Source organism: Zhihengliuella halotolerans (genome assembly GCF_004217565.1).
GTDB lineage: Bacteria > Actinomycetota > Actinomycetes > Actinomycetales > Micrococcaceae > Zhihengliuella > Zhihengliuella halotolerans.
This window is the reverse complement of sequence record NZ_SHLA01000001.1, coordinates 3,146,441-3,166,251: the sequence shown is the minus strand read 5'-3', so window position 1 is coordinate 3,166,251 and position 19,811 is coordinate 3,146,441. Positions and strand designations below refer to the sequence as shown.

Annotated in this window: 13 protein-coding genes; 6 read left to right on the top strand and 7 right to left on the bottom strand. The window is 67.6% G+C overall.

Annotation, left to right across the window (positions count from 1 at the left end; all coding sequences use genetic code 11):
• The first annotated feature begins 4 nt into the window (after nucleotides 1–4).
• Together EV380_RS14560 and EV380_RS14555 are read left to right on the top strand one after the other, a co-directional pair.
• Complete coding sequence (locus tag EV380_RS14560; RefSeq protein WP_130451721.1) at nucleotides 5–415, top strand: arsenate reductase ArsC; 411 nt, start codon at nucleotides 5–7, stop codon at nucleotides 413–415.
• Nucleotides 416–444: 29 nt separating this feature from the next.
• Nucleotides 445–1,119, top strand: coding sequence for an arsenate-mycothiol transferase ArsC (locus tag EV380_RS14555; RefSeq protein ID WP_207219440.1), 675 nt, complete (start codon nucleotides 445–447; stop codon nucleotides 1,117–1,119).
• 4 nt (nucleotides 1,120–1,123) lie between these two features.
• On the opposite strand, the gene EV380_RS14550 is transcribed toward EV380_RS14555, so the two are convergent.
• Entirely contained in the window at nucleotides 1,124–2,056 is a 933-nt protein-coding gene (locus EV380_RS14550) for a LysR family transcriptional regulator (RefSeq protein WP_102160692.1), read from the bottom strand.
• A 157-nt stretch (nucleotides 2,057–2,213) separates the two neighbouring features.
• Between EV380_RS14550 and EV380_RS14545 the strand changes: the two genes are divergently transcribed.
• From EV380_RS14545 to EV380_RS14530, 4 genes are all read left to right on the top strand, one after another.
• Nucleotides 2,214–3,515, top strand: coding sequence for an aromatic ring-hydroxylating oxygenase subunit alpha (locus EV380_RS14545; protein WP_130451720.1), 1,302 nt, complete (start codon nucleotides 2,214–2,216; stop codon nucleotides 3,513–3,515).
• Nucleotides 3,512–4,900: a flavin reductase family protein gene (locus tag EV380_RS14540; protein ID WP_130451719.1), complete on the top strand. Its 1,389-nt coding sequence runs from the start codon at nucleotides 3,512–3,514 to the stop codon at nucleotides 4,898–4,900. Before EV380_RS14545 ends, EV380_RS14540 begins: the two co-directional genes overlap by 4 nt.
• Nucleotides 4,901–4,973: 73 nt before the next feature.
• Entirely contained in the window at nucleotides 4,974–7,469 is a 2,496-nt protein-coding gene (locus tag EV380_RS14535; protein ID WP_242607647.1) for a GcvT family protein, read from the top strand.
• 488 nt (nucleotides 7,470–7,957) lie between these two features.
• Nucleotides 7,958–9,820: a BCCT family transporter gene (locus tag EV380_RS14530; RefSeq protein WP_242607646.1), complete on the top strand. Its 1,863-nt coding sequence runs from the start codon at nucleotides 7,958–7,960 to the stop codon at nucleotides 9,818–9,820.
• A 229-nt stretch (nucleotides 9,821–10,049) separates the two neighbouring features.
• On the opposite strand, the gene EV380_RS14525 is transcribed toward EV380_RS14530, so the two are convergent.
• The 6 genes from EV380_RS14525 to EV380_RS14500 all read right to left on the bottom strand — a co-directional run bounded on the left by EV380_RS14525 (nucleotide 10,050) and on the right by EV380_RS14500 (nucleotide 19,809).
• Nucleotides 10,050–13,502: a pyruvate carboxylase gene (locus tag EV380_RS14525; protein WP_130451716.1), complete on the bottom strand. Its 3,453-nt coding sequence runs from the start codon at nucleotides 13,500–13,502 to the stop codon at nucleotides 10,050–10,052.
• A gap of 176 nt (nucleotides 13,503–13,678) precedes the next feature.
• Nucleotides 13,679–14,551, bottom strand: coding sequence for a formyltetrahydrofolate deformylase (gene purU / locus EV380_RS14520; RefSeq protein ID WP_102160755.1), 873 nt, complete (start codon nucleotides 14,549–14,551; stop codon nucleotides 13,679–13,681).
• Between the two features lie 15 nt (nucleotides 14,552–14,566).
• A complete protein-coding gene (locus EV380_RS14515; RefSeq protein WP_130451715.1) occupies nucleotides 14,567–15,952 on the bottom strand; it encodes an L-serine ammonia-lyase in 1,386 nt (461 codons plus the stop codon).
• Complete coding sequence (locus EV380_RS14510) at nucleotides 15,952–16,620, bottom strand: sarcosine oxidase subunit gamma (protein WP_130451714.1); 669 nt, start codon at nucleotides 16,618–16,620, stop codon at nucleotides 15,952–15,954. Before EV380_RS14510 ends, EV380_RS14515 begins: the two co-directional genes overlap by 1 nt.
• Nucleotides 16,613–19,522 carry a sarcosine oxidase subunit alpha family protein gene (locus EV380_RS14505; RefSeq protein WP_130451713.1) on the bottom strand — a complete coding sequence of 970 codons (2,910 nt, stop codon included), beginning with the start codon at nucleotides 19,520–19,522 and terminating at the stop codon, nucleotides 16,613–16,615. Before EV380_RS14505 ends, EV380_RS14510 begins: the two co-directional genes overlap by 8 nt.
• Nucleotides 19,519–19,809: a sarcosine oxidase subunit delta gene (locus EV380_RS14500; protein WP_102160762.1), complete on the bottom strand. Its 291-nt coding sequence runs from the start codon at nucleotides 19,807–19,809 to the stop codon at nucleotides 19,519–19,521. Before EV380_RS14500 ends, EV380_RS14505 begins: the two co-directional genes overlap by 4 nt.
• Between the last annotated feature and the right edge of the window lie 2 nt (nucleotides 19,810–19,811).

The following is a 19,811-nucleotide window of genomic DNA, read 5'->3' as shown; positions in this document are numbered from 1 at the left end:
ACCCATGAGCAGCAAACCCTCCGTCCTGTTCGTCTGCGTCCACAATGCCGGACGCTCCCAGATGGCCGCAGCCTTCCTGACGAGCCTCGCCGGGGACCAGATCGACGTGCGCTCCGCCGGTTCGGCGCCGGCGGAGACGGTCAACCCGGCTGCCGTGGAGGCGATGGCCGAGCTCGGCATCGACATGTCGACCGAGGTCCCCAAGATTCTGACGACCGACGCGGTTGCGGCATCCGACGTCGTCATCACGATGGGCTGCGGCGACGAGTGCCCGTTCTTCCCGGGCAAGCGCTACGAGGACTGGAAGCTCGAGGATCCCGCCGGGCAGGGCGTCGACGCCGTCCGCCCCATCCGCGACGACATCAAACGACGCATCGAAGCGCTCATCGCGTCCCTCGTCCCCGCCTCCTTCTAGGGCCGACCGGTCCGCAACGAAAGGCCGTCATGAGCAACGAGACTCCCGCCCGGAACACTTCGACACCGAACTCGGGTAATGACCGCTCGACCATGGACCGCCACGTCCTGATGCGGGAGGTCAACCACCTGGCCGCGCGGTATCGCGGGATCTTCGCACCGGAGATGATCGAGCGCTACCTGTTCGAGTCGTACACCACGCTCAGCCGCAGCGCGCGCGTGCGCACCTACTTGGCGGCGACCGCGACGCACTTCACTGCGGACCGGCTGCACGCCCTTGCACAGTCGATGGGCGCGGCCCCGAAGGACCAGCCGGAGGTCCTGTTCGTGTGCGTCGAGAACGCCGGTCGATCGCAGCTGGCCGCCGCGTTCATGCGGAAGATCGGCGGCGACGCCATCTCCGTTCGCTCCGCAGGGTCGAACCCATCCGCCGAGTTGCACCCCGTCACCCTGTACCTCATGCAGCAACGCGGGTTGCCGACCGAAGGCTTGTACCCGAAGCCGCTGACGGACGACGTCGTGCGGGCTGCCGACGTCGTCGTGACAATGGGCTGCGGCGACGCCTGCCCGATCTATCCGGACAAGCAGTACACCGACTGGGATCTCGACGACCTCCGCGCGGTCGACGAAGCCGGCGCCGAGGCGGTCGCGGAGGACATCGAACGCCGCGTGACCGCGCTCTGGGAAGAGCTCCGCAACCGCTGACACTCTAGGTGGACTCGTCCAGACGCTCGGAGAGAAGCCGCCGCGCCGTCGTGCGCAGGAACCCGAGGGAGTCCGCGATAAGCGGCGCGCCTTCGGTCCCCCGGCGGATGGTCGCGACGATCCGCCGCGTCGGACGCCCCAGACCCGAGATCGGCAGGCGCGTGACGTTCTCGGCCCCGCCGAGGCTCGCCAGTCGGGGAATCAGCCCGAGGCCCATGCCCGCGCCCACGAGGGCCGTCGCGGTCTCCCATTCGGTCGCCTCGTGCTCGACCCTCGGCGTCACGCCCACGGCCGTGAAGGCCGCGGCGAAGAGGGACCGATAGGGCGTGCCCACTGCGTCTGAAATCCAGGCCTCGCCGGCGAGCTCGGTCAGGGAGATCGACTCGCGGCCGGCATGCTCGTGATCCGCCGGAATCATCACGTCCAGCGGGTCATTGAGCAGCGTCGTCTCTTGGAAGCGCGCGTCGCTGCCCAGACTCGCTTCCGCCTCCGTGGCCACCACGACGGCTAGATCGATGCGTTCGGCCGCCAACAGCTCGAGGCACCGGGACGGACTCGCTTCGGCGACGTGTACGCGAACCTCCGGACGTGTCCGACGCATATCCGCGGCGAGCGGGACGAGCAGGTTCGAGGCCGCCGTCGAAAAGCCGCCGAGGCCGAAGTCGGTCGGCGCCTCACCGGACTCCGACATGGCGGTCGCCTTGATGCGCTCCCACTCGGCGACGAGCGCGTCGCTCCGCAGGACTAGGGAGCGTCCCGCTGACGTCAGCTGCAACCCCCGCCCCTCCTTCACAAGGAGTCTCATACCGAGCGAATTCTGCAGCTCCCGCAGTTGGGCGGAGACTGCCGACGGGGAGTACCCCGTGAGTTCCGCCGTGGCAGCTATGGTCCCGCAGGAGGCGAAGGCCCGCAGGGTCGTCAGACGGTGATCGATCATGCATATATTCTGCACTGTATTCGCCACAAATTCATGCTTTTTTCGCACGTTCTGCGGCTCTAACCTGAATGGACCAGCCCGTTCGCAATGACGCGACACTGGCGTTGGGCGACACCCGCCCCACCAAGTTCAGAACGACCCGGAGGAAGACATCCCCATGGCTCAAGCCGTCAAGACGAAGACCAGCTCGCGGGGCAAGGTCAGCCCCGCTCGCTCTGAGGATCAGTTCGCGGCCGTCCGCACCCTCTTCGAGAACCGACGGGCCGGCTACTCCCTCGACGCCCCCTTCTACACGGACCCCGAAGTCTTCGCGGCCGACATGAAGGGCATCTTCGGGCAGCACTGGCTGTTCGCCGCGAGCCTCGCCGAGATCCCCGAGCCGGGGGACTACGTCACCATCGACTACGGCCCCTACTCCCTGATCATCCTCCGCACGGACGAAGGCGTGAACGCGCTGCACAACGTGTGTCGCCACCGCGGCGCGAGGGTCCTCACCGAGCCCGCCGGCACCACGGGCAACCTCGTGTGCGGTTACCACTCCTGGACGTACGACGCGGAGGGTTCGCTGATCCACGCGTCGTCGCCCGGCGAGATCAACTTCGACAAGGCGTGCTTCTCCCTGAAGCGGGCGCACAGCCGCGTCGTCGCCGGTCTCGTCTTCGTCTGCCTGGCCGCCGAGCCGCCCGCAGACTTCGACGAGGTCTCCAAGATCTTCGAGCCCTACGTGGCCCCGCACGAGATCGCGAACGCGAAGGTGGCCTTCCAGCAGGAGCTCATCGAAGAGGGCAACTGGAAGCTCGTCATGGAGAACAACCGCGAGTGCTACCACTGCGACGGCCACCCCGAGCTCGCCTGTTCGCTGTTCCCGACCTGGGGCCTCACCGAGGAACTCGTCCCCCCGCACCTCGAGGACGCGTGGCAGCGCAACGTCACCGCCGAGACCGCGCTGCAGGAACGCTGCAACCGCTACGGCCTCCCCTATGAGGTCGTCGAGGAGCTCGACACCCGCATCGCCGGAATCCGCATCTCCCGGGAACCGCTGGACGGCGCGGGTGAGTCCTTCTCCGCCACGGGCCGCCGCCTCTCCAAGAAGCTGCTCGGCGACCTGCGCGACTTCCGGCTCGGTCGGTGCTCGATGCACCTGCAGCCGAACTGCTGGTTCCACCTGCTCTCCGACCATGTCATCACGTTCGCCGCGTTCCCGATCAACGAGCACCAGACGCTCGTGCGCACCACGTGGCTCGTGGCCGACGACGCCGTCGAGGGAGTCGACTACGACCTCGAGTCGCTGACCTACACCTGGAAGCAGACCAACGTCCAGGACAAGAACTTCGTCGAGATGTGCCAGCAGGGCGCGGCCAGCCCCGCCTACGAGCCCGGTCCGTACATGAAGAGCGAGTACCAGGTCGAGGCGTTCATCAACTGGTACACGCAGCGCATGCAGGAGCACCTCGGATGACAGTCAGCACCACCCTCACCGCGATTCCCGACGTCCAGCGCATTCGCGGGCTGGAGATGCCGTGGAACCGAGTGTTCCAGAGCACTCCCGAACCCGCGGGGGCGGCGCGGGCGCTGTGGCCGTGGTACCCGCAGGAATTCCTCGCGGAATGCGTCGAGACGGTGCCCGAGGCCGGCGACATGCTCACCATCGTCCTGCGCAGGATCGACGGCGCACCGCTGGCCTTCCGGTCGGGCCAGTACCTCAACATCGCCTTCCCCGTGGACGGTCCCGACGCGGAACCGGTGAACCGCAGCTATTCGATCTCCAGTGCGCCGACACAGCCCTGGACCTTCGCGATCACCGTCAAGCGCGAGGAGGGCGGCCGCGTCTCCCAGTGGGTCCATGAAAACGTCCGCCCCGGCATGGTCCTCGACATGCTCGGCCCCGTCGGCGCGTTCCACCTGCCCGACATGGACCGGCGGGCCCGGTACCTGTTTCTCGCCGCCGGCGCAGGCGTCACGCCCTTGATGTCGATGATCCGGACGATTCACTCGCTGCCCGGCCGCGCCGACGTCGTCATGCTCTACCACGGCGCCGAACCAGGCGCGTTCGCCTTCTCGCGGGAGCTGGAGCACCTCGCGTCCGTCGACTCCCGGATCAAGGTGTACTACTCCCTCGGAGATCGCAGTGTGACCGGGACATGGCAGGGCATGGTCGGCCGACTGACCGCTCAGATGATCGACGAGGTCGTTCCCGACGCCAACGGCCGCCAGGTGTACGCCTGCGGGCCCGAAGGGTATCTGGACGTCGCGACGGATTTCCTGAGCAAGGTGGGCGTCGACGACACGTCCATCCACATGGAGTCCTTCTCCGGCAGCCGGGCCACGCGACTCGAGTACCGCGACGAGGTCGCCTTCGCCGGCGAGATCGCCGAGGAGATCGCTGCGGCTCAGGACGAGGCGCACGAACCGGAACCGGTGACGGCCGCCTTGGACCTGTACCAGATCGCCGCCGGAACCGAAGCCAAAGCCGACGACGGCACCGCGGAGCACTACGAGACCGGGGACGTCCTGGCGGCCGAACCGACCGCCTCCGCAGAGACCCCCGCAGAACCGTCGTCGTTCGAGACCGTCGGCCAAGGAAGCCTGAACATGTCCTTCCTCCGCAGCGGCCTGAACGTCAGGATCGACCCGGGCGAGGAGATTCTGGCCGCCGCCAAGCAGGCGGGCATCAGGATCGGGGCCAACTGCCAGGAGGGCATGTGCGGTTCCTGCAAGATCGTCAAACTCTCGGGTGATGTCGACATGCACCATCAGGGCGGTATCCGTGCGCGCGAGATCGAGGCCGGCAAGTTCCTGCCGTGCTGCTCCACCGCGCAGACCGACCTCGTACTCGACGCCTGACCCCACCGGTTGCCCGTCACCGGGCAACCGGCTACGCACCACCACCACATACCAAGAATTTAGGGAGTCCCCCGTGTCTCACACCACACCGAGGATCGTCATCATCGGCGCAGGCATCGTCGGCGCGAACCTCGCGGACGAACTCGTCCAGCTCGGCCACACCAACACCCTCGTCCTCGAGCAGGGGCCGCTGGGCATCCCCGGAGGTTCGACGTCGCACGCTCCGGGCCTCGTCTTCTCCTCGAATGGGTCGAAGTCGATGACCGAGTTCGCCCAGTACACCATCGAGAAGCTGACCGGCCTGGTCGGCGAGGACGGGCGCGGGTCCTTCCTGCCGGTCGGCGGTCTGGAGATCGCGACCAACGAAGAGCGCCTGCAGGACCTGCACCGCCGCGCCGGATGGAACCGCTCCTACGGCGTCGAGGCTGAGGTCATCGATGCGGCCGAGTGCCTGAAGAAGTTCCCGATGCTCAACCCTGAAAAGGTGCTTGGCGGGCTGTTCACCCCGGGTGACGGCCTCGCTCTGGCCGCCAAGGGCACCCAGCTGGTCATGGAGCGTGCCAAGGCCGCCGGCGTCGAGTTCCGCGACCGCACGATCGTCACTGATATCGAGCAGTCCGGCGGCAAGGTCACCGCGGTCATCGCGGGCGAAGAGCGTTTCGAAGCCGACATCGTCGTCTCCTGCGCCGGTTTCTGGGGTCCGGCCATCGGCAAGATGGTGGGCACCGCGGTTCCGCTGCTGCCGCTGGCGCACCAGTTCGCCTGGAGCACCCCGGCACCGAGCCTGGCCGGAGTCAACGAGCTGCCGAACGGCGCCTCGCGCCCGATCCTGCGCTACCAGGACAAGGACCTGTACTACCGCGAGTGGGGCGACCGCATCGGCATCGGCTCCTACGCCCACCGCCCGATGCCAGTGGACCTGGACACCCTTCCGGCCTACAAGCCCGAGGACATCACGAGCGAGAAGATGCCCTCCTCGCTGCCCTTCACCCTGGAGGACTTCGCCCAGCAGTGGGAGGACACCCAGGAGATCCTGCCGGATCTGCGCAACACCGAGATTCAGCGCGGCTTCAACGGCATCTTCTCCTTCACTCCCGACGGCGGCTCGCTGGTAGGCCAGTCCCGCGAGGTCGATGGATTCTTCGTGGCCGAAGCCGTGTGGGTCACCCACGCACCGGGTATCGCCAAGGCCGTCGCCGAGCTCATCGCCACCGGGACCTCGAAGACCGACCTGTCCGACTGCGACCTGAACCGCTTCGAGGACATGCAGACGACCGCCGAGTACGTCGAAGAGACCTCGAAGCAGAACTTCGTCGAGATCTACGACGTGCGCCACCCGCTGGAGCCGCGCACCAGCCCGCGCGATGTCCGCCTCAGCCCGTTCCACGAGCAGCAGAAGGCGCTGGGCGCCTTCTACCTCGAAGGCACCGGATGGGAGCGTCCGCACTGGTTCGAGGCCAACGCCGCACTGCTCGACGAGCTGCCCGCCGAATGGGCAGCCCCCGAGCGCGACGAATGGTCGAACAAATTCCACTCGCCGATCGCCGCGGTCGAGGCCTGGAAGACCCGCACCGCGGTGGCCATGTTCGATATGACCCCGCTCAAGCGCCTGGAGATCACCGGCCCCGGCGCCGGTCAACTGCTCCATGGCCTGACCACCTCGAGCATGCTGCGCAAGCCGGGTGCGGTGAGCTACACCCTGCTGCTGGATGCAGCCGGCGGCATCACCAGTGACATCACCGTGGCTCGCCTGTCCGAGGAGCTGTACCAGGCCGGCGTGAACTCGAACGTGGACCTGGCCTACCTCTCCCGCGAAGCGCGCAAGCAGACCGCCGCAGACCCGGCGAAGTGGGCAGCCGTGCGGGACATCACCGCCGGCACCTGCTGCATCGGCCTGTGGGGCCCGTACGCCCTGGACTTGATCAACAAGATCACCCGCGATGACCTGAGCAAGGAGGGCCTGAAGTACTTCAACGCCAAGCAGGTCTCACTCGGCGGCATCCCGGTGACCGCGATGCGCCTGTCGTACGTGGGCGAGTTCGGCTGGGAGTTGTACGCCTCGGCCGACGTGGCACACAAGCTCTGGGACGTGATCTGGGAAGCCGGTCAGGAGTTCGGCGTCATCGCCGGCGGCCGCGAGGCCTTCCAGTCGATGCGCTTGGAGAAGGGCTTCCGCTCCTTCGGGACCGACATGACCAGCGAGCATGAGCCGAACCAGGCCGGCCTCGGATTCGCGGTCAAGGCGTCGAAGACCGACGACTTCGTCGGCAAGAGCGCGCTGGCGGAGCGCGCGGCGGCGGCCACCAAGCGCTTGCGCTGCCTGACCGTCGACGACGGGGTCTCGATGGTTCTCGGCAAAGAGCCGGTATTCATCGACGGCGTGGCCAGCGGCTACGTCACCAGCGCGGCCTACGGTTACACGGTGCGCCAGCCGATCGCCTACGCGTGGCTGCCGAACAGCGTGGAAACCGGTGACTCGGTCGAGATCGAGTACCTCGGTCGCCGCATCGCAGCCACCGTGGTGGACGACCCGCTGTACGACCCGCAGATGACCCGTCTGCGCGGATAGCTCGAGATGCTGACGGCGGACGGGACGAGACACCCGTCCGCCGTCACAATGATTCGCGGCCGCACCAGTTTTCGGACGTGAAAAAGACGAGTCAACAATTCCTCCCGCTTCGAGTCATTTCTCGACTTACAACTTGTCGGTTCCCAAAAACTGACCGATCCGCGCACATAAGCTCGGCACCACATCGCGGTCTGATTATCAACGCTGAGCATCCGCGAACAATCCTCCGATGCCTCCCCCACTGAAGCACCAAACCTAGGTGTCTAGCCGCAGTACTCCTCGTGCATGACGAGTTCAACCAGTCGCCAGGCGTCCAGCACCTTTGCGAACGAAATGATATGCGCCGCCTTCTGAAACCACGGCGAAATGTCATTCGGAGATGATTGTCGTACATCCCAGGAAAGCCTTCATTTTATTGCGAAAGAGGCATCTCTATGTCAGCTTCACCCACGGAACATAAGGCGGGCTCCGCCTCCAGATCGAAGATTTTGAAACCCGTCTTCATCCCCGCATCGATCGTGATCTTCGCGCTGCTCATCGCGACGGTGATCTTCAGCCGGGTCGCTGGCGACACACTGGAGGAGGCCACCGGGGAGCTCAACGCTGCGATCTCCGACGGCGTCGGCTGGTGGTACGTGATCGCGGTGAACATCTTCCTGGCCTTCGCGATCTACTTCGCGGTCTCGAAGATCGGCCGCATCCGGCTCGGCCGCGACGACGAACAGCCCGAGTTCGGGATCGCCTCCTGGTTCTTCATGCTCTTCAGCGCCGGCATGGGCATCGGCCTGGTCTTCTTCAGCGTCGCCGAACCGCTCAGCCACTACATCACCACCCCCTACGGCGTCGAGTCGGAGACGACGGACGCGGTGAACACGTCGATGGGCGTCGTGATGCTGCACTGGGGCCTGCACCCGTGGGGGATCTACGCGATTGTGGGCCTGGGCTTGGCGTACATGACCTTCCGCCGCGGCCGCCCGCTGGCGGTGCGCTGGCTGCTCGAACCGCTGCTGGGACGCGAGCGTGTCGAGGGCTGGATCGGGCACGCGATCGACACGGTCGCGATCGTCGGCACCCTCTTCGGCGTAGCGACCTCGTTCGGATTCGGCGTCAGCCAGATCATCGGCGGCCTCGAGTTCCTCGGCTGGGCCGAGTCCTCGAACTGGCTGATCATCACGATCATCGCCGCGATCACCCTGATTGCGGTCTGGTCGGTGGTCTCGGGTGTGCACAAGGGCCTGAAGTGGCTCTCGAACTTCAACATGAGTGTCGCGGCGCTGCTCGCCTTCGCCGTGTTCGTCATGGGTCCGACGATCATCCTGCTCAAGGCGTTCCCCGAGAACCTGGGCAACTACCTGAGCATCCTGCCCGAAACCATGCTGCACTCCGGCCCGTTCTCCGAGGACGGCTGGGAGGCCGGCTGGACGATCTTCTACTGGGGCTGGTGGGTGAGCTGGGCGCCGTTCGTCGGCATGTTCATCGCCCGCATCTCCCGCGGCCGGACGATCCGCGAGTTCATCGTCGGCGTGCTGCTGGCTCCGACGCTGGTCAGCCTGATCTGGTTCACGATCTTCGGTGATTCCGCGATCCTGTTCCAGCGCGAGGGCACGGTCGACATGCTCACCGACGGGGCCGTGAGCAGCACGACGGCGCTGTTCCAGTTCTTCGAGGCGTTCCCGCTCACGGTCGTACTCAGCGTCATCGCGATGCTCGTCATCGTCCTCTTCTTCGTGACGTCTTCGGACTCGGGGTCTCTCGTGATCGACATGCTCGCCAGCGGCGGTAGCACGAACACCCCGAAGTCGACCCGCATCTACTGGGCGTCGCTGGAAGGTGTCGCGGCGGCCGTGCTGCTCGTGATCGGCGGCAGTGTGGCCCTGACCGCGTTGCAGACACTCTCGATCGCAACCGCGGCGCCGTTCTCGATCATTCTGGTGCTGGCGTGTATTTCGCTGACCCGGGCCTTCCGCCACGACGTGGCCTCGATGCCCAGCTACATGGAAGTCATCACCACCAGTGAGACCGAGGGCAGCGAGGCAGGAACCGGGAACGACAAGACCCGATCCAATGTTCTCCGCGGTATCTCGGGGGCGTCCGCCGCCCTCTCCGGGTTCTCGGCCAACGGGCGTACCGACGTCGGAGACGAGACGAAGCAAGTGATCTCGTTCCGCCACGTCGACCCGGCGGTGGCCGTCGTCGACCCGGAAACCGGTGCCATCACGATCGTCGACGAGCAAAGGGACCCCCTGGCGGGGCAGACGTTCGACACCCCCGAGTTCGAGTCCTCCCAGGAATACCTGGACCAGGGCGGTGAACCCAACGGAGCCGATGACGGCGACCGCTCCGCCACCTGACCCGACGGACGAGTAGCCCCCGAACGCCGGCGGGGCCCGGACATGGTCCGGGCCCCGCCGGCGTTTATCGTCTGCCCGGCCTGGCGATTCGCAGGTCGAAGGGCGGCCGCTGTCCCCTACCGCTGCCGGGCGACTGGAGTCCCGGCGACAGCTCCTCGCTGCGGACACCTGCCTCACACGACAACGGCGCCCGACACGAGATGCTTCGGGCGCCGTTGTCCGGGTGCGATCAGGCCGGGTCGATGACGAGCAGGAGGTCCCCACCGTTGACCTGTGCAGTGCCGCTGATGGCCACGCGCGAGACGGCCCCGGCAACCGGCGTCGTGATTGCCGCTTCCATCTTCATCGCCTCGATCGTCGCGACCGTCCCACCGGCTTCGACGATGTCGCCGGCCTCGACTGTGGCGGTCACAGCGCCCGCGAACGGCGCGGGGACGTGCCCGGAATCAGCCAGGTCGGCCTTCTCCGCGACCTTGACCGTGGACTCCACCGAACGATCCCGCACCACGATCTGGCGCATCTGCCCGTTCAACGTGCACATCACATTCCGCAGGCCCTTCTCATCCGGCTCGCTGATGGCCTGCAGCGTCACGAGCAGGCGCACCCCCTTGCCGAGTGAGATCACGTGCTCGGCCCCGGGCCTCAGGCCGTAAAGGTAGTCCCTCGTGCCCAGAACGGATACGTCGCCGTAAGAGGCGCGGTTCGCCTCGAAATCACGCGTCGGCCCCGGGAACAGCAACCGGTTCAAGGTCGACCGGCGGGTTGCAGAGTCTGCTTCCAAACCTGCTTGGTCCTCGTCGGACAGGGACTCAACCCGCGGCTTGACCGTACGGCCCTCGAGCGCCTTCGAGCGGAACGGCTCGGGCCACCCTCCGGGCGGATCCCCGAGCTCGCCCGAGAGGAACTGAATCACGGATTCGGGAATGTCGAACGCCCGCGGGTTCGCCTCGAACTCCGCCGGGTCGACCCCCATTCCGACAAGTTGGAGTGCCAAGTCGCCGACGACCTTGGACGACGGCGTCACCTTGACGAGGCGACCGAGCATTGCGTTGGCCGCCGTGTACATGTCCTCGATGGCCTCGAAGCGTTCACCCAACCCCAACGCGATCGCCTGCTGGCGCAGGTTCGAGAGCTGACCGCCGGGGATCTCGTGCCGGTAGACTCGGCCGGTCGGCCCGGACAGACCGGACTCGAATGGCGCGTACATGGTGCGCACCGCCTCCCAGTAGGGCTCCATTCCGGCGGCGGCGTCCAGATCGATGCCCGTGTCGCGATCGGTGTGGGCCAGAGCGGCCACCAGCGCCGACATCGACACCTGGCTCGTGGTCCCGGCCATTGACGCGACCGCGACGTCGACCGCGTCCACCCCCGCCTCGACGGCCGCCATGATCGTCGCCAGCTGGCCGCCGGCAGTGTCGTGGGTGTGCAGGTGCACCGGCACCTCGAACCGCTCACGCAACGCGCGCACGAGCTTGCCTGCAGCTGCGGGGCGCAGCAGACCGGCCATGTCCTTGATCGCCAGGATGTGGGCTCCGGCGTCCACGATCCGGCCGGCAAGCTCGAGGTAGTAGTCCAGCGTGTAGAGGTCCTCGGCCGGGTCCAGCAGGTTGCCCGTGTAGCACAGGGCGACCTCCGCAACCGCCGTACCGGTCTTGCGCACGGCCGCGATGGCCGGGGCCATCTGGGACACGTCGTTGAGCGCATCGAAGATCCGGAAGATGTCGATGCCGGTGGCCGCGGCCTCGGCCACGAATGCATCGGTGACCTCAGCCGGGTACGGCGTGTAGCCAACCGTGTTCCGACCGCGCAGGAGCATCTGCAGCGGGATATTCGGCAGCTCGGCACGCAGCAGTTCGAGCCGCTTCCACGGGTCCTCGCCGAGGAAGCGCAGTGCGACGTCGTAGGTCGCCCCGCCCCACACCTCCATCGAGAACAACCCCGGAAGCGTGTGCGCCATAGCGGGTGCGGCGGCGAGCAGATCGCGCGTGCGCACGCGGGTCGCCAGCAACGACTGGTGCGCGTCCCGGAACGTCGTATCGGTGACCGCGACGGCGTCGGTGGAGCGCAGGTGGGCGGCGAAGCCCTCCGGCCCCTTCTGAAGCAGGACCTGGCGCCAGCCTTCCGGCGGGGTCACGCCCGGGGCCGGACCGTCGAACGGGCTGCGCTCGGGCTGCTCGGACTTGTCCCCCGGGAATCGCGGCAGCTTCACCCGGGGATCGATCCCGTCGACGCGATCGCCGTTCGGCTTGTTCACCGTCGTGTCGGCCAAGTACGTCAGCGCCTTCGTGCCGCGATCCTGGCTGCGATTGCCGACCAGCAGGTCCGGCCGCGCATCGATGAAGTCCGTGGCCACATCCCCGGCGATGAACTGCGGATCATCCAGCACGTTCATCAGGAACGGGATGTTCGTCGCCACCCCACGGATCCGGAACTCGGCCAGCGCGCGCCGTGTACGGCGAACGGCCATCTCGTAGCCGCGGCCGCGACACGTGAGCTTGACCAGCATCGAGTCGAAGTGCGGCGACACTTCGGCGCCGGTATAGATCGTTCCTCCGTCCAAGCGCACCCCGGACCCGCCCGCGGACCGGTACACGCTGATGGTGCCGACATCCGGACGGAATCCGTTGGACGGGTCCTCGGTCGTGATGCGGCATTGCATCGCCGCACCCCGGATCGACAGTTCCGCCTGGCGGATCCCCAATTCCTCCAGGGACTCACCCGCTGCGATCCGCAACTGGGCCGAGACCAGATCCACGTCCGTGATCTCCTCGGTGACCGTGTGCTCGACCTGGATGCGCGGGTTCATCTCGATGAACACGTGCTGTCCGGCCCGCTCACCGACCGTGTCAACGAGGAACTCGACCGTGCCCGCGTTCTGGTAATTCAACGCTTTCGCGAACTTCACCGCGTCCGCGTACAAGGCCTGACGGATGTCCTCGTCCAGATTCGGGGCCGGAGCCATCTCGATGACCTTCTGGTGGCGACGCTGAAGCGAGCAGTCGCGCTCGAAGAGGTGAACCACGTTGCCTTCGCCATCGGCCAGGATCTGCACCTCGATATGACGCGGACGCAGTACGGCCTGCTCCAGGAAAACCGTTGAGTCGCCGAAGGCGGTACCGGCCTCGCGCATCGCTGCGCCGAGGAGTTCCGCGAGATCTTCGCGCTTGTCCACACGGCGCATGCCGCGCCCGCCACCGCCGGCAACGGCTTTGACGAAGATCGGGAAGCCGATCCGGTCCGCTTCGGCGAACAAGTACTCCTCGTCGTCGCTCGGTTCGGATGATTCCAGCACCGGAATCCCCGCGCGCCGTGCCGCGCGCAGGGCTTCGACCTTGTTGCCGGCCAGTTCCAGAACCTCCGGCGGCGGGCCGACGAAAGCGATCCCCGCGTCCCGGGCAGCGCGCGCGAGGTCAGGGTTCTCGGACATGAATCCGTACCCGGGGTAGATCGCGTCCGCCCCGGATTCGGTCGCGACGCGGATGACCTCCTCGACGTCGAGGTAGGCCCGCACAGGGTGCCCTTCCTCGCCGATCTGGTAGGCCTCATCCGCTTTCTGACGATGGATCGAGCCGCGATCCTCGTACGGGTACACCGCGACCGTCTTCGCACCCAGCTCCACCGCGGCCCGAAAACCACGAATCGCGATCTCGCCACGATTGGCGACCAAAACCTTCTCGAACATCATCGTCCTCTTTCATCGGTAGCGGATTGCCCCCGGTCCCGCGGCGAATGCGCGGCGCGGGCCTGCCCTTCGGTTGCGGATACAGGGCGGGGAGGGAACCGGCCTCGGTTCCCTCCCCGCCCAACCATCGTTCGGCCTAGACCCGCCGGGTCCGCTACTGGACGGGCCCGAACAAGCTAGCGCAGGATGACGGTCCGTCCCTCGTGCAACATCACACGTCCCTCGCAGTGCCAGCGCACGGCGTCGGACAGGGCCTTGCGCTCGGTGTCACGACCCGCGGCGACGAGGTCCTCAGGCCCGAAGGAATGGTCGACCTGCTGCACCTGCTGGGCGATGATCGGTCCCTCGTCCAGCTCGCTGTTCACGTAGTGCGCCGTGGCGCCGACGGTCTTCACGCCGCGTTCGAACGCCTGGTGGTAGGGCTTGGCCCCCTTGAACGACGGAAGGAAGGAGTGGTGGATGTTGATGATCCGGCCCTCCATCTTGGTGGCCAGCGAATCGGAGAGCACCTGCATGTAGCGGGCGAGGACCACCAGGTCGATCTCGAACCGGTCCGTCAGGTCCAGCAGCTTCTGCTCTGCTTCAGGCTTGTTCTCCGGCGTGACGGGCACGTGGTAAAACGGGATGCCGTGCCACTCTACGGACCGCTGGTGGTCCCGGTGGTTGGACACCACCGCGGCGATGTCGACCGGCAGTTCGCCGATGCGCGCGCGGTAGAGCAGGTCGTTGAGGCAGTGGTCGAACTTGGACACCATGATCAGCACACGCCGCTTCTGGCCGGCGGGCAAGACGTCCCAGCGGGCCCCGCTCCGAGCCGCCAGCTCCGCGATGTCCTTGCGTACGGCTGCCGCCGCGGCCGCCGGCTCCGCCCCGTTACCGATCGCGAAGTGCACGCGTGCGAAGAAGTGCTGCGCCCTAGGATCGTCGAAGGTCTTCAGCTCGACGATATCGCCATCGTGCTTGAGCAGCACGCCGGTCAGAGCGTTGACGATGCCCGGCTCCTCCGGGCAGTCGAAGGTCAGGACGAGTTCGTTGTTCTTTTCAGTCATGGCACGAGCCACCTTTCAGCATTCGACGACGTTGACCGCGAGGCCGCCGCGCGAGGTTTCCTTGTACTTGGTCTTCATATCCGCGCCGGTCTGACGCATGGTGGCTATCGCCTGATCGAGCGACACCCGGTGCTGGCCGTCCCCACGTACGGCGAGGCGGGCGGCGTTGATCGCCTTGACGGAGGCGATCGCGTTGCGTTCGATGCAGGGCACCTGAACCAGGCCGCCGACGGGGTCGCAGGTCAGGCCCATGTTGTGTTCGAGCCCGATCTCCGCCGCGTTCTCCACCTGTTCGGGTGTCCCGCCGAGCACCGCGCAGAGGCCCGCAGCCGCCATCGAACAGGCGGAGCCGACCTCTCCCTGGCAGCCGACTTCGGCCCCCGAGATCGAGGCGTTCATTTTGAACAGTATCCCGATCGCTCCCGCAGTGAGCAGGAAGTCGACGATCCTGTCGTTGTTCACTCCAGGAACGAAGTCCTTGTAGTAGTGCAGGACGGCGGGGATGATGCCGGCCGCCCCGTTCGTCGGGGCCGTCACGATCCTGCCGCCCGACGCGTTCTCCTCGTTGACCGCGAGCGCGAAGAGGTTGACCCACTCCATGGCCTCGAAAGGATCCCCCTGGCTCGTCAGAGCCACCGCGTCGGCCCGGAGCCGCGCACGCAGGTCGGGAGCACGACGTCGGACGTTCAGCCCGCCCGGGAGCGTCGCCTCCGTGCGGGTGCAGCCGTTCTCGACGCATTCCTGCATGACCTCCCAGATGCGCAGGAGCGAGCTGCGCAGGTGCTCCTCGCTGTGCCGGGTCAGCTCGTTCGCGAGCATGACGCCCGCGATCGAGAGTCCCGACTCCCGGCAGCGCGCCAGCAGCTCGCCCGCGTCGCTGAAGGGGTACGGCTCGTCCGGGGCGACCTCGGTGACCGGCCGGTCGAGTTCGTCGGAGGAGACCACGAACCCGCCGCCGACCGAGAAGTACTCGCGTTCGACGAGGGCCTCCCCGCCGTCGTCGTACGCCGTGATCCGCATCCCGTTGGGGTGCCCGGGCAGGGAACGCCGGCGGTGGAGCACGACGTCGCGGGCCCGGTCGAAGCGGACCTCACGGCTACCGCCGAGAAGCAGGCAACGCCCCTCGACGGCCTCGGCCACGATCGCCGGCGCAGCGTCCGCGTCCAGTGTTTCGGGGTCGTGCCCGCACAACCCGATCACAACAGCTGCGTCGGAGCCGTGCCCGATGCCCGTGGCGCCCAGCGACCCGAAAAGCTCGGACTTCACGCGCGCCACCCGGTCCGACAGCCCCTGGGCCGTCAGTTCCTCGGTGAAGCGACGTGCGGCCCGCATCGGCCCCACCGTATGAGAGGAGGAGGGGCCGATGCCGATGGAGAACAGGTCCAGGACGCCGAGCGGCATCAGCGCACCTCGTCCGAAGCGAACTCTTCCATGGCGTCCAGCAGCCAGCGCACCTGGTAGTCGGCGAAGGACGATCGCGGGTAGAGGCGGAACTCCGACTCGCCAGTCCGGTGCAGGATGATCGGCACCGGCCCCAACTGGGTCACGATAGCCGCTCCCACGGCGAATGCACGGGGGTGCAGGTCGGCGTGGCAGCCCTTCTCCAGCACCTTCCGGGCGCTCGCGCCGGAGAGCTCCAGGATCGTGCGGTTCGCCGAGAGGTCGATGACCTGCCCGGGCAGACCCTCCAGCGCCGCGGCTGCCTCGTCGGCCTCGCCAGCGCCCTGCTGCCGGGAGACGTCCACGGCCAGGAACTCGTCCGGGGCCAGCCAGATGAGGTGGAGCGCGGAGGCGTCTCCGGCGACCTGGCCGTGCCGGGTGGGCAGGTCGACTCCGAAGACCGCTTCCAGGGCCTGCGCGGACGCGCTGCCCGGCTCGGCGCGCACGCCCAGCTGCACGGTGAACGGGATCTCCTTCAGGGCCACCGAACGCTCGCCCTCGACCGCCGCAGCGGCCATCGCCGCGGCGAGGTGCCCGGCCGGCGAGACGCGGAGCGTGTTCAGGGTGGCGACGTCGGCGGGCGCACGGCCCTCCGGGCCGACAGAATCAATCGTCACGGTCTCAGCCATCACGGCGGGTCCCTTCTGGATCGTAGAGAACGGGGGAGGTGATTTCGACGTCGACCAGCTGGTCTCCCAGCGGGACCTGGACGATCTCACCGAAGCGGTCGCGTCCGCCGGCGACGAGCGCCAAACCGAACGGGCGGCCCAACGCGGCGGAGTCGTAGGAGGAGGTCACGTGCCCGAGCATCGGGACCGGCCCCGCCTCCGGGGTGATCGGCGTGCCTGCCGCGACCAGTTGCGCGCCCTCCGGCAGGCGGGTCTTCGCATCCACGGGGAGGACTCCGACCAGGTGCTTGCGGTCCGCGCGCTGGTTGTCCTCGCGCGAGTACGAACGCTTGCCGATGAAGTCCTTGACCTTGGAGACCACCCAGTCCATGCCGGCGTCCTGAGGGGTCACCGTGCCGTCGGTGTCCTGCCCGACGATGATGAAGCCCTTCTCGGCGCGCAGCACGTGCATCGTCTCGGTGCCGTACGGGGTGATGTCGAACTCCGCCCCGGCCTCGGCGACCGCCTCCCATACGGACAGGCCGTAGAACGTGTCCACGTTGATCTCGAACGCGAGCTCACCGGAGAAGGAGATCCGGCAGATGCGCGCCGGGATCCCGTTGGCCAGCACCGTCTCGCGGAACGCCATGAACGGGAAGGCCTCCTGGGAGACGTCCACATCCGGGCACAGCTTCGCGATGACTTCGCGGGACTTCGGGCCGACGACGGCGACCGTGCTCCACTGCTCCGTCACCGAGGTGAAGGTGACGTCCAGCTCCGGCCACTCGGTCTGCTGCCACAGCTCGAGCCATTCGAAGACCTTCGCGGCTCCGCCCGACGTCGTCGTCATGTAGTAGCGGTCCTCCTCGACGCGCAGCGTCACGCCGTCGTCGAAGATCATGCCGTCCGGCGTGCACATGACGCCGTAGCGGGCCATGCCCTGCTTGAGCTTCGCGAAACCGTTCGTGTAGACGCGGTTCAGGAACTCGCCGGCGTCGGCGCCGCGGATCTCGATCTTGCCGAGGGTCGAGGCGTCCATGAAGCCCACTGATTCGCGAGTCGCGCGGCATTCGCGCAGCACCGCTGCGTCCATGTCCTCGCCGGGCTGCGGGTAGTACCAGGGGCGCTTCCACTGGCCGACGTCCTCGAACTCGGCCCCCTGGGCGACGTGCCAGGGGTGGATCGAGGTCAGGCGCGCCGGGTCGGCGAGCTGTCCGCGCATCCGCCCGGCGAGTGCCACGAAGGCGACGGGCGTGTACGGGGCGCGGAACGTCGTCGTGCCGACGTCTCCGACGCTGGGCCCGCCCAGTGCGTCCGCGATCACGCCGATCGCGTTGACGCCGCTCGTCTTGCCCTGATCGTTGGCGGTCGAGATGGACGTGTAGCGCTTGATGTGCTCCACCGAGCGCATGCCGGCGCCGGTCGCGCGGAGCACGTCCGGTACCGTCTGGTCGCGCTGGAGGTCCACGAAGTGGGTCTTCCAGTCGCTCGGCTCACCCTCGAGGCCGGGGACGAGCCAGAGCGGGCGCACCGGCCCGAACTCCGGCGCCTCGGCGCGCGGGGCGACGAGCGGCGCGGTGCGGCCCGTCCGCTGCGCGGCGCGGTGGCCGGCGACGGCGCCGTCGTGCAGCGCCTTGTCGAGGCGGTAGGTGCCGTTGGCTGCACCGACGACCTGCTGGTCGCGCACGGGGGCCGCGGGCACGAACCCGGCGAGCTCCTCGTTCCAAGCGAGCTTGCCCTGGCGCTGGCTGTGCAGGTGCACGACCGGGGACAGGCCGCCGGAGACGGCGAGCAGGGTGGCCGGCAGCGTCTCTACCTCGCCGGTCAGCGCGCCGTCGGCATCGATCTGCGAGACCTTCACCGCGCTGACACGCCCGGCCGTTCCCTCGCCGAGCGTGTCGACGACGGCGGCGCCCAGGATCGCGCGCGCCCCGGTCTCGGCCAGTACCTCGGTCGCGCGGGCGGAGGGATCGGGGCGGGAGTCGACGACGGCGGTCACGGAGATGCCGGCGTCGTACAGATCCGCGACGAACTCGTAGGCCGAATCGTTGGTCGTCGCGACCACGATGTCCCGTCCCGCGACGACCGCGTACCGGTTGAGGTACGTGCGTGCGGCGGACGCGAGCATGACGCCGGGCCGGTCGTTGTTAGCGAAAACGATCGGGCGGTCGTGGGCGCCGGTCGCGAGCACGACCTGGGACGCGCGCACGTGCCACACCCGCTGGCGCGAGACGCCGCGGCGCTCGCGCGGTTCCAGGTGGTCGGTCCGGTGCTGGACGGCGACGACGAAGTTGCCGTCGTAGCTGCCGAACGCCGTCGTCCGCGGAAGGTAGGTGAACTCCTCCGCGTGCTCGAGCCGGTCCAGCGTGGCGGCCACCCAGTCGCGGCCGTCCTGGCCGTCGATCTCCTCGTTGCGGCCGGAGAGCAGCGAGCCGCCCGCCGTCGGCTGGTCGTCCATGAGCATGACCCGGGCGCCGGTCTTCGCGGCTTCGCGGGCCGCGGCCAGGCCGGCCGGGCCGGCGCCGACGACGAGGACGTCGGTGTGCACGTACTTGCGGTCGTACAGCGCCTCGTCGGGCGTCGGGTCCATGGTGCCGAGCCCGCTGAGGAACTTGACGTGCATTCCCTCGGCGATCTGGGTCGCGGTCGCGGGGAGCATCGACTCGTCGCAGTGACCCGGGAACCGCGCCTTGATCTTGACGAGGGCGTTGGCCTCTTCGACGCCGGCGCTCATGATGCCGCGCGGGCGGTTCAGGTAGAGGGACGGCCCGCAGTCGATGCGTCCTGAGGCGAGGAGCGCGCTCGCGAGCGTGTCACCGGCGTAGCCGGTGTAGGCGAGGCCATCGACGGCGAACGTGATCTCCTTGCCGCGGTCGATCGAGTTCCCGCGGGCCTTGTCGGCATCCAGCCGGATTGCGCTCATTTGATCCCTCCTTCGGAAACGACCGGGCGGGGTTCATTCAACCGGTACGTGGCTTTGAATTCGTAGGTGACGGTGTCACGGAGGGCGTTGAACCACTTGCGGCACGCCGTGCAGACCCACATCTCGGCGAAGACGCCTTTGGTGTTGTTGCGGTAGAACAGGTACTCGGCCCATTCGCGGTCGTTCAGGGCGTAGGGGTCCGCCGGGTAGGGGACGTGGGCTTCGCCGCCGTAGTGGAACTCGGTCTCGTCGCGAGGACCGCAGTTGGGGCAGTCGATCTGGAGCATGG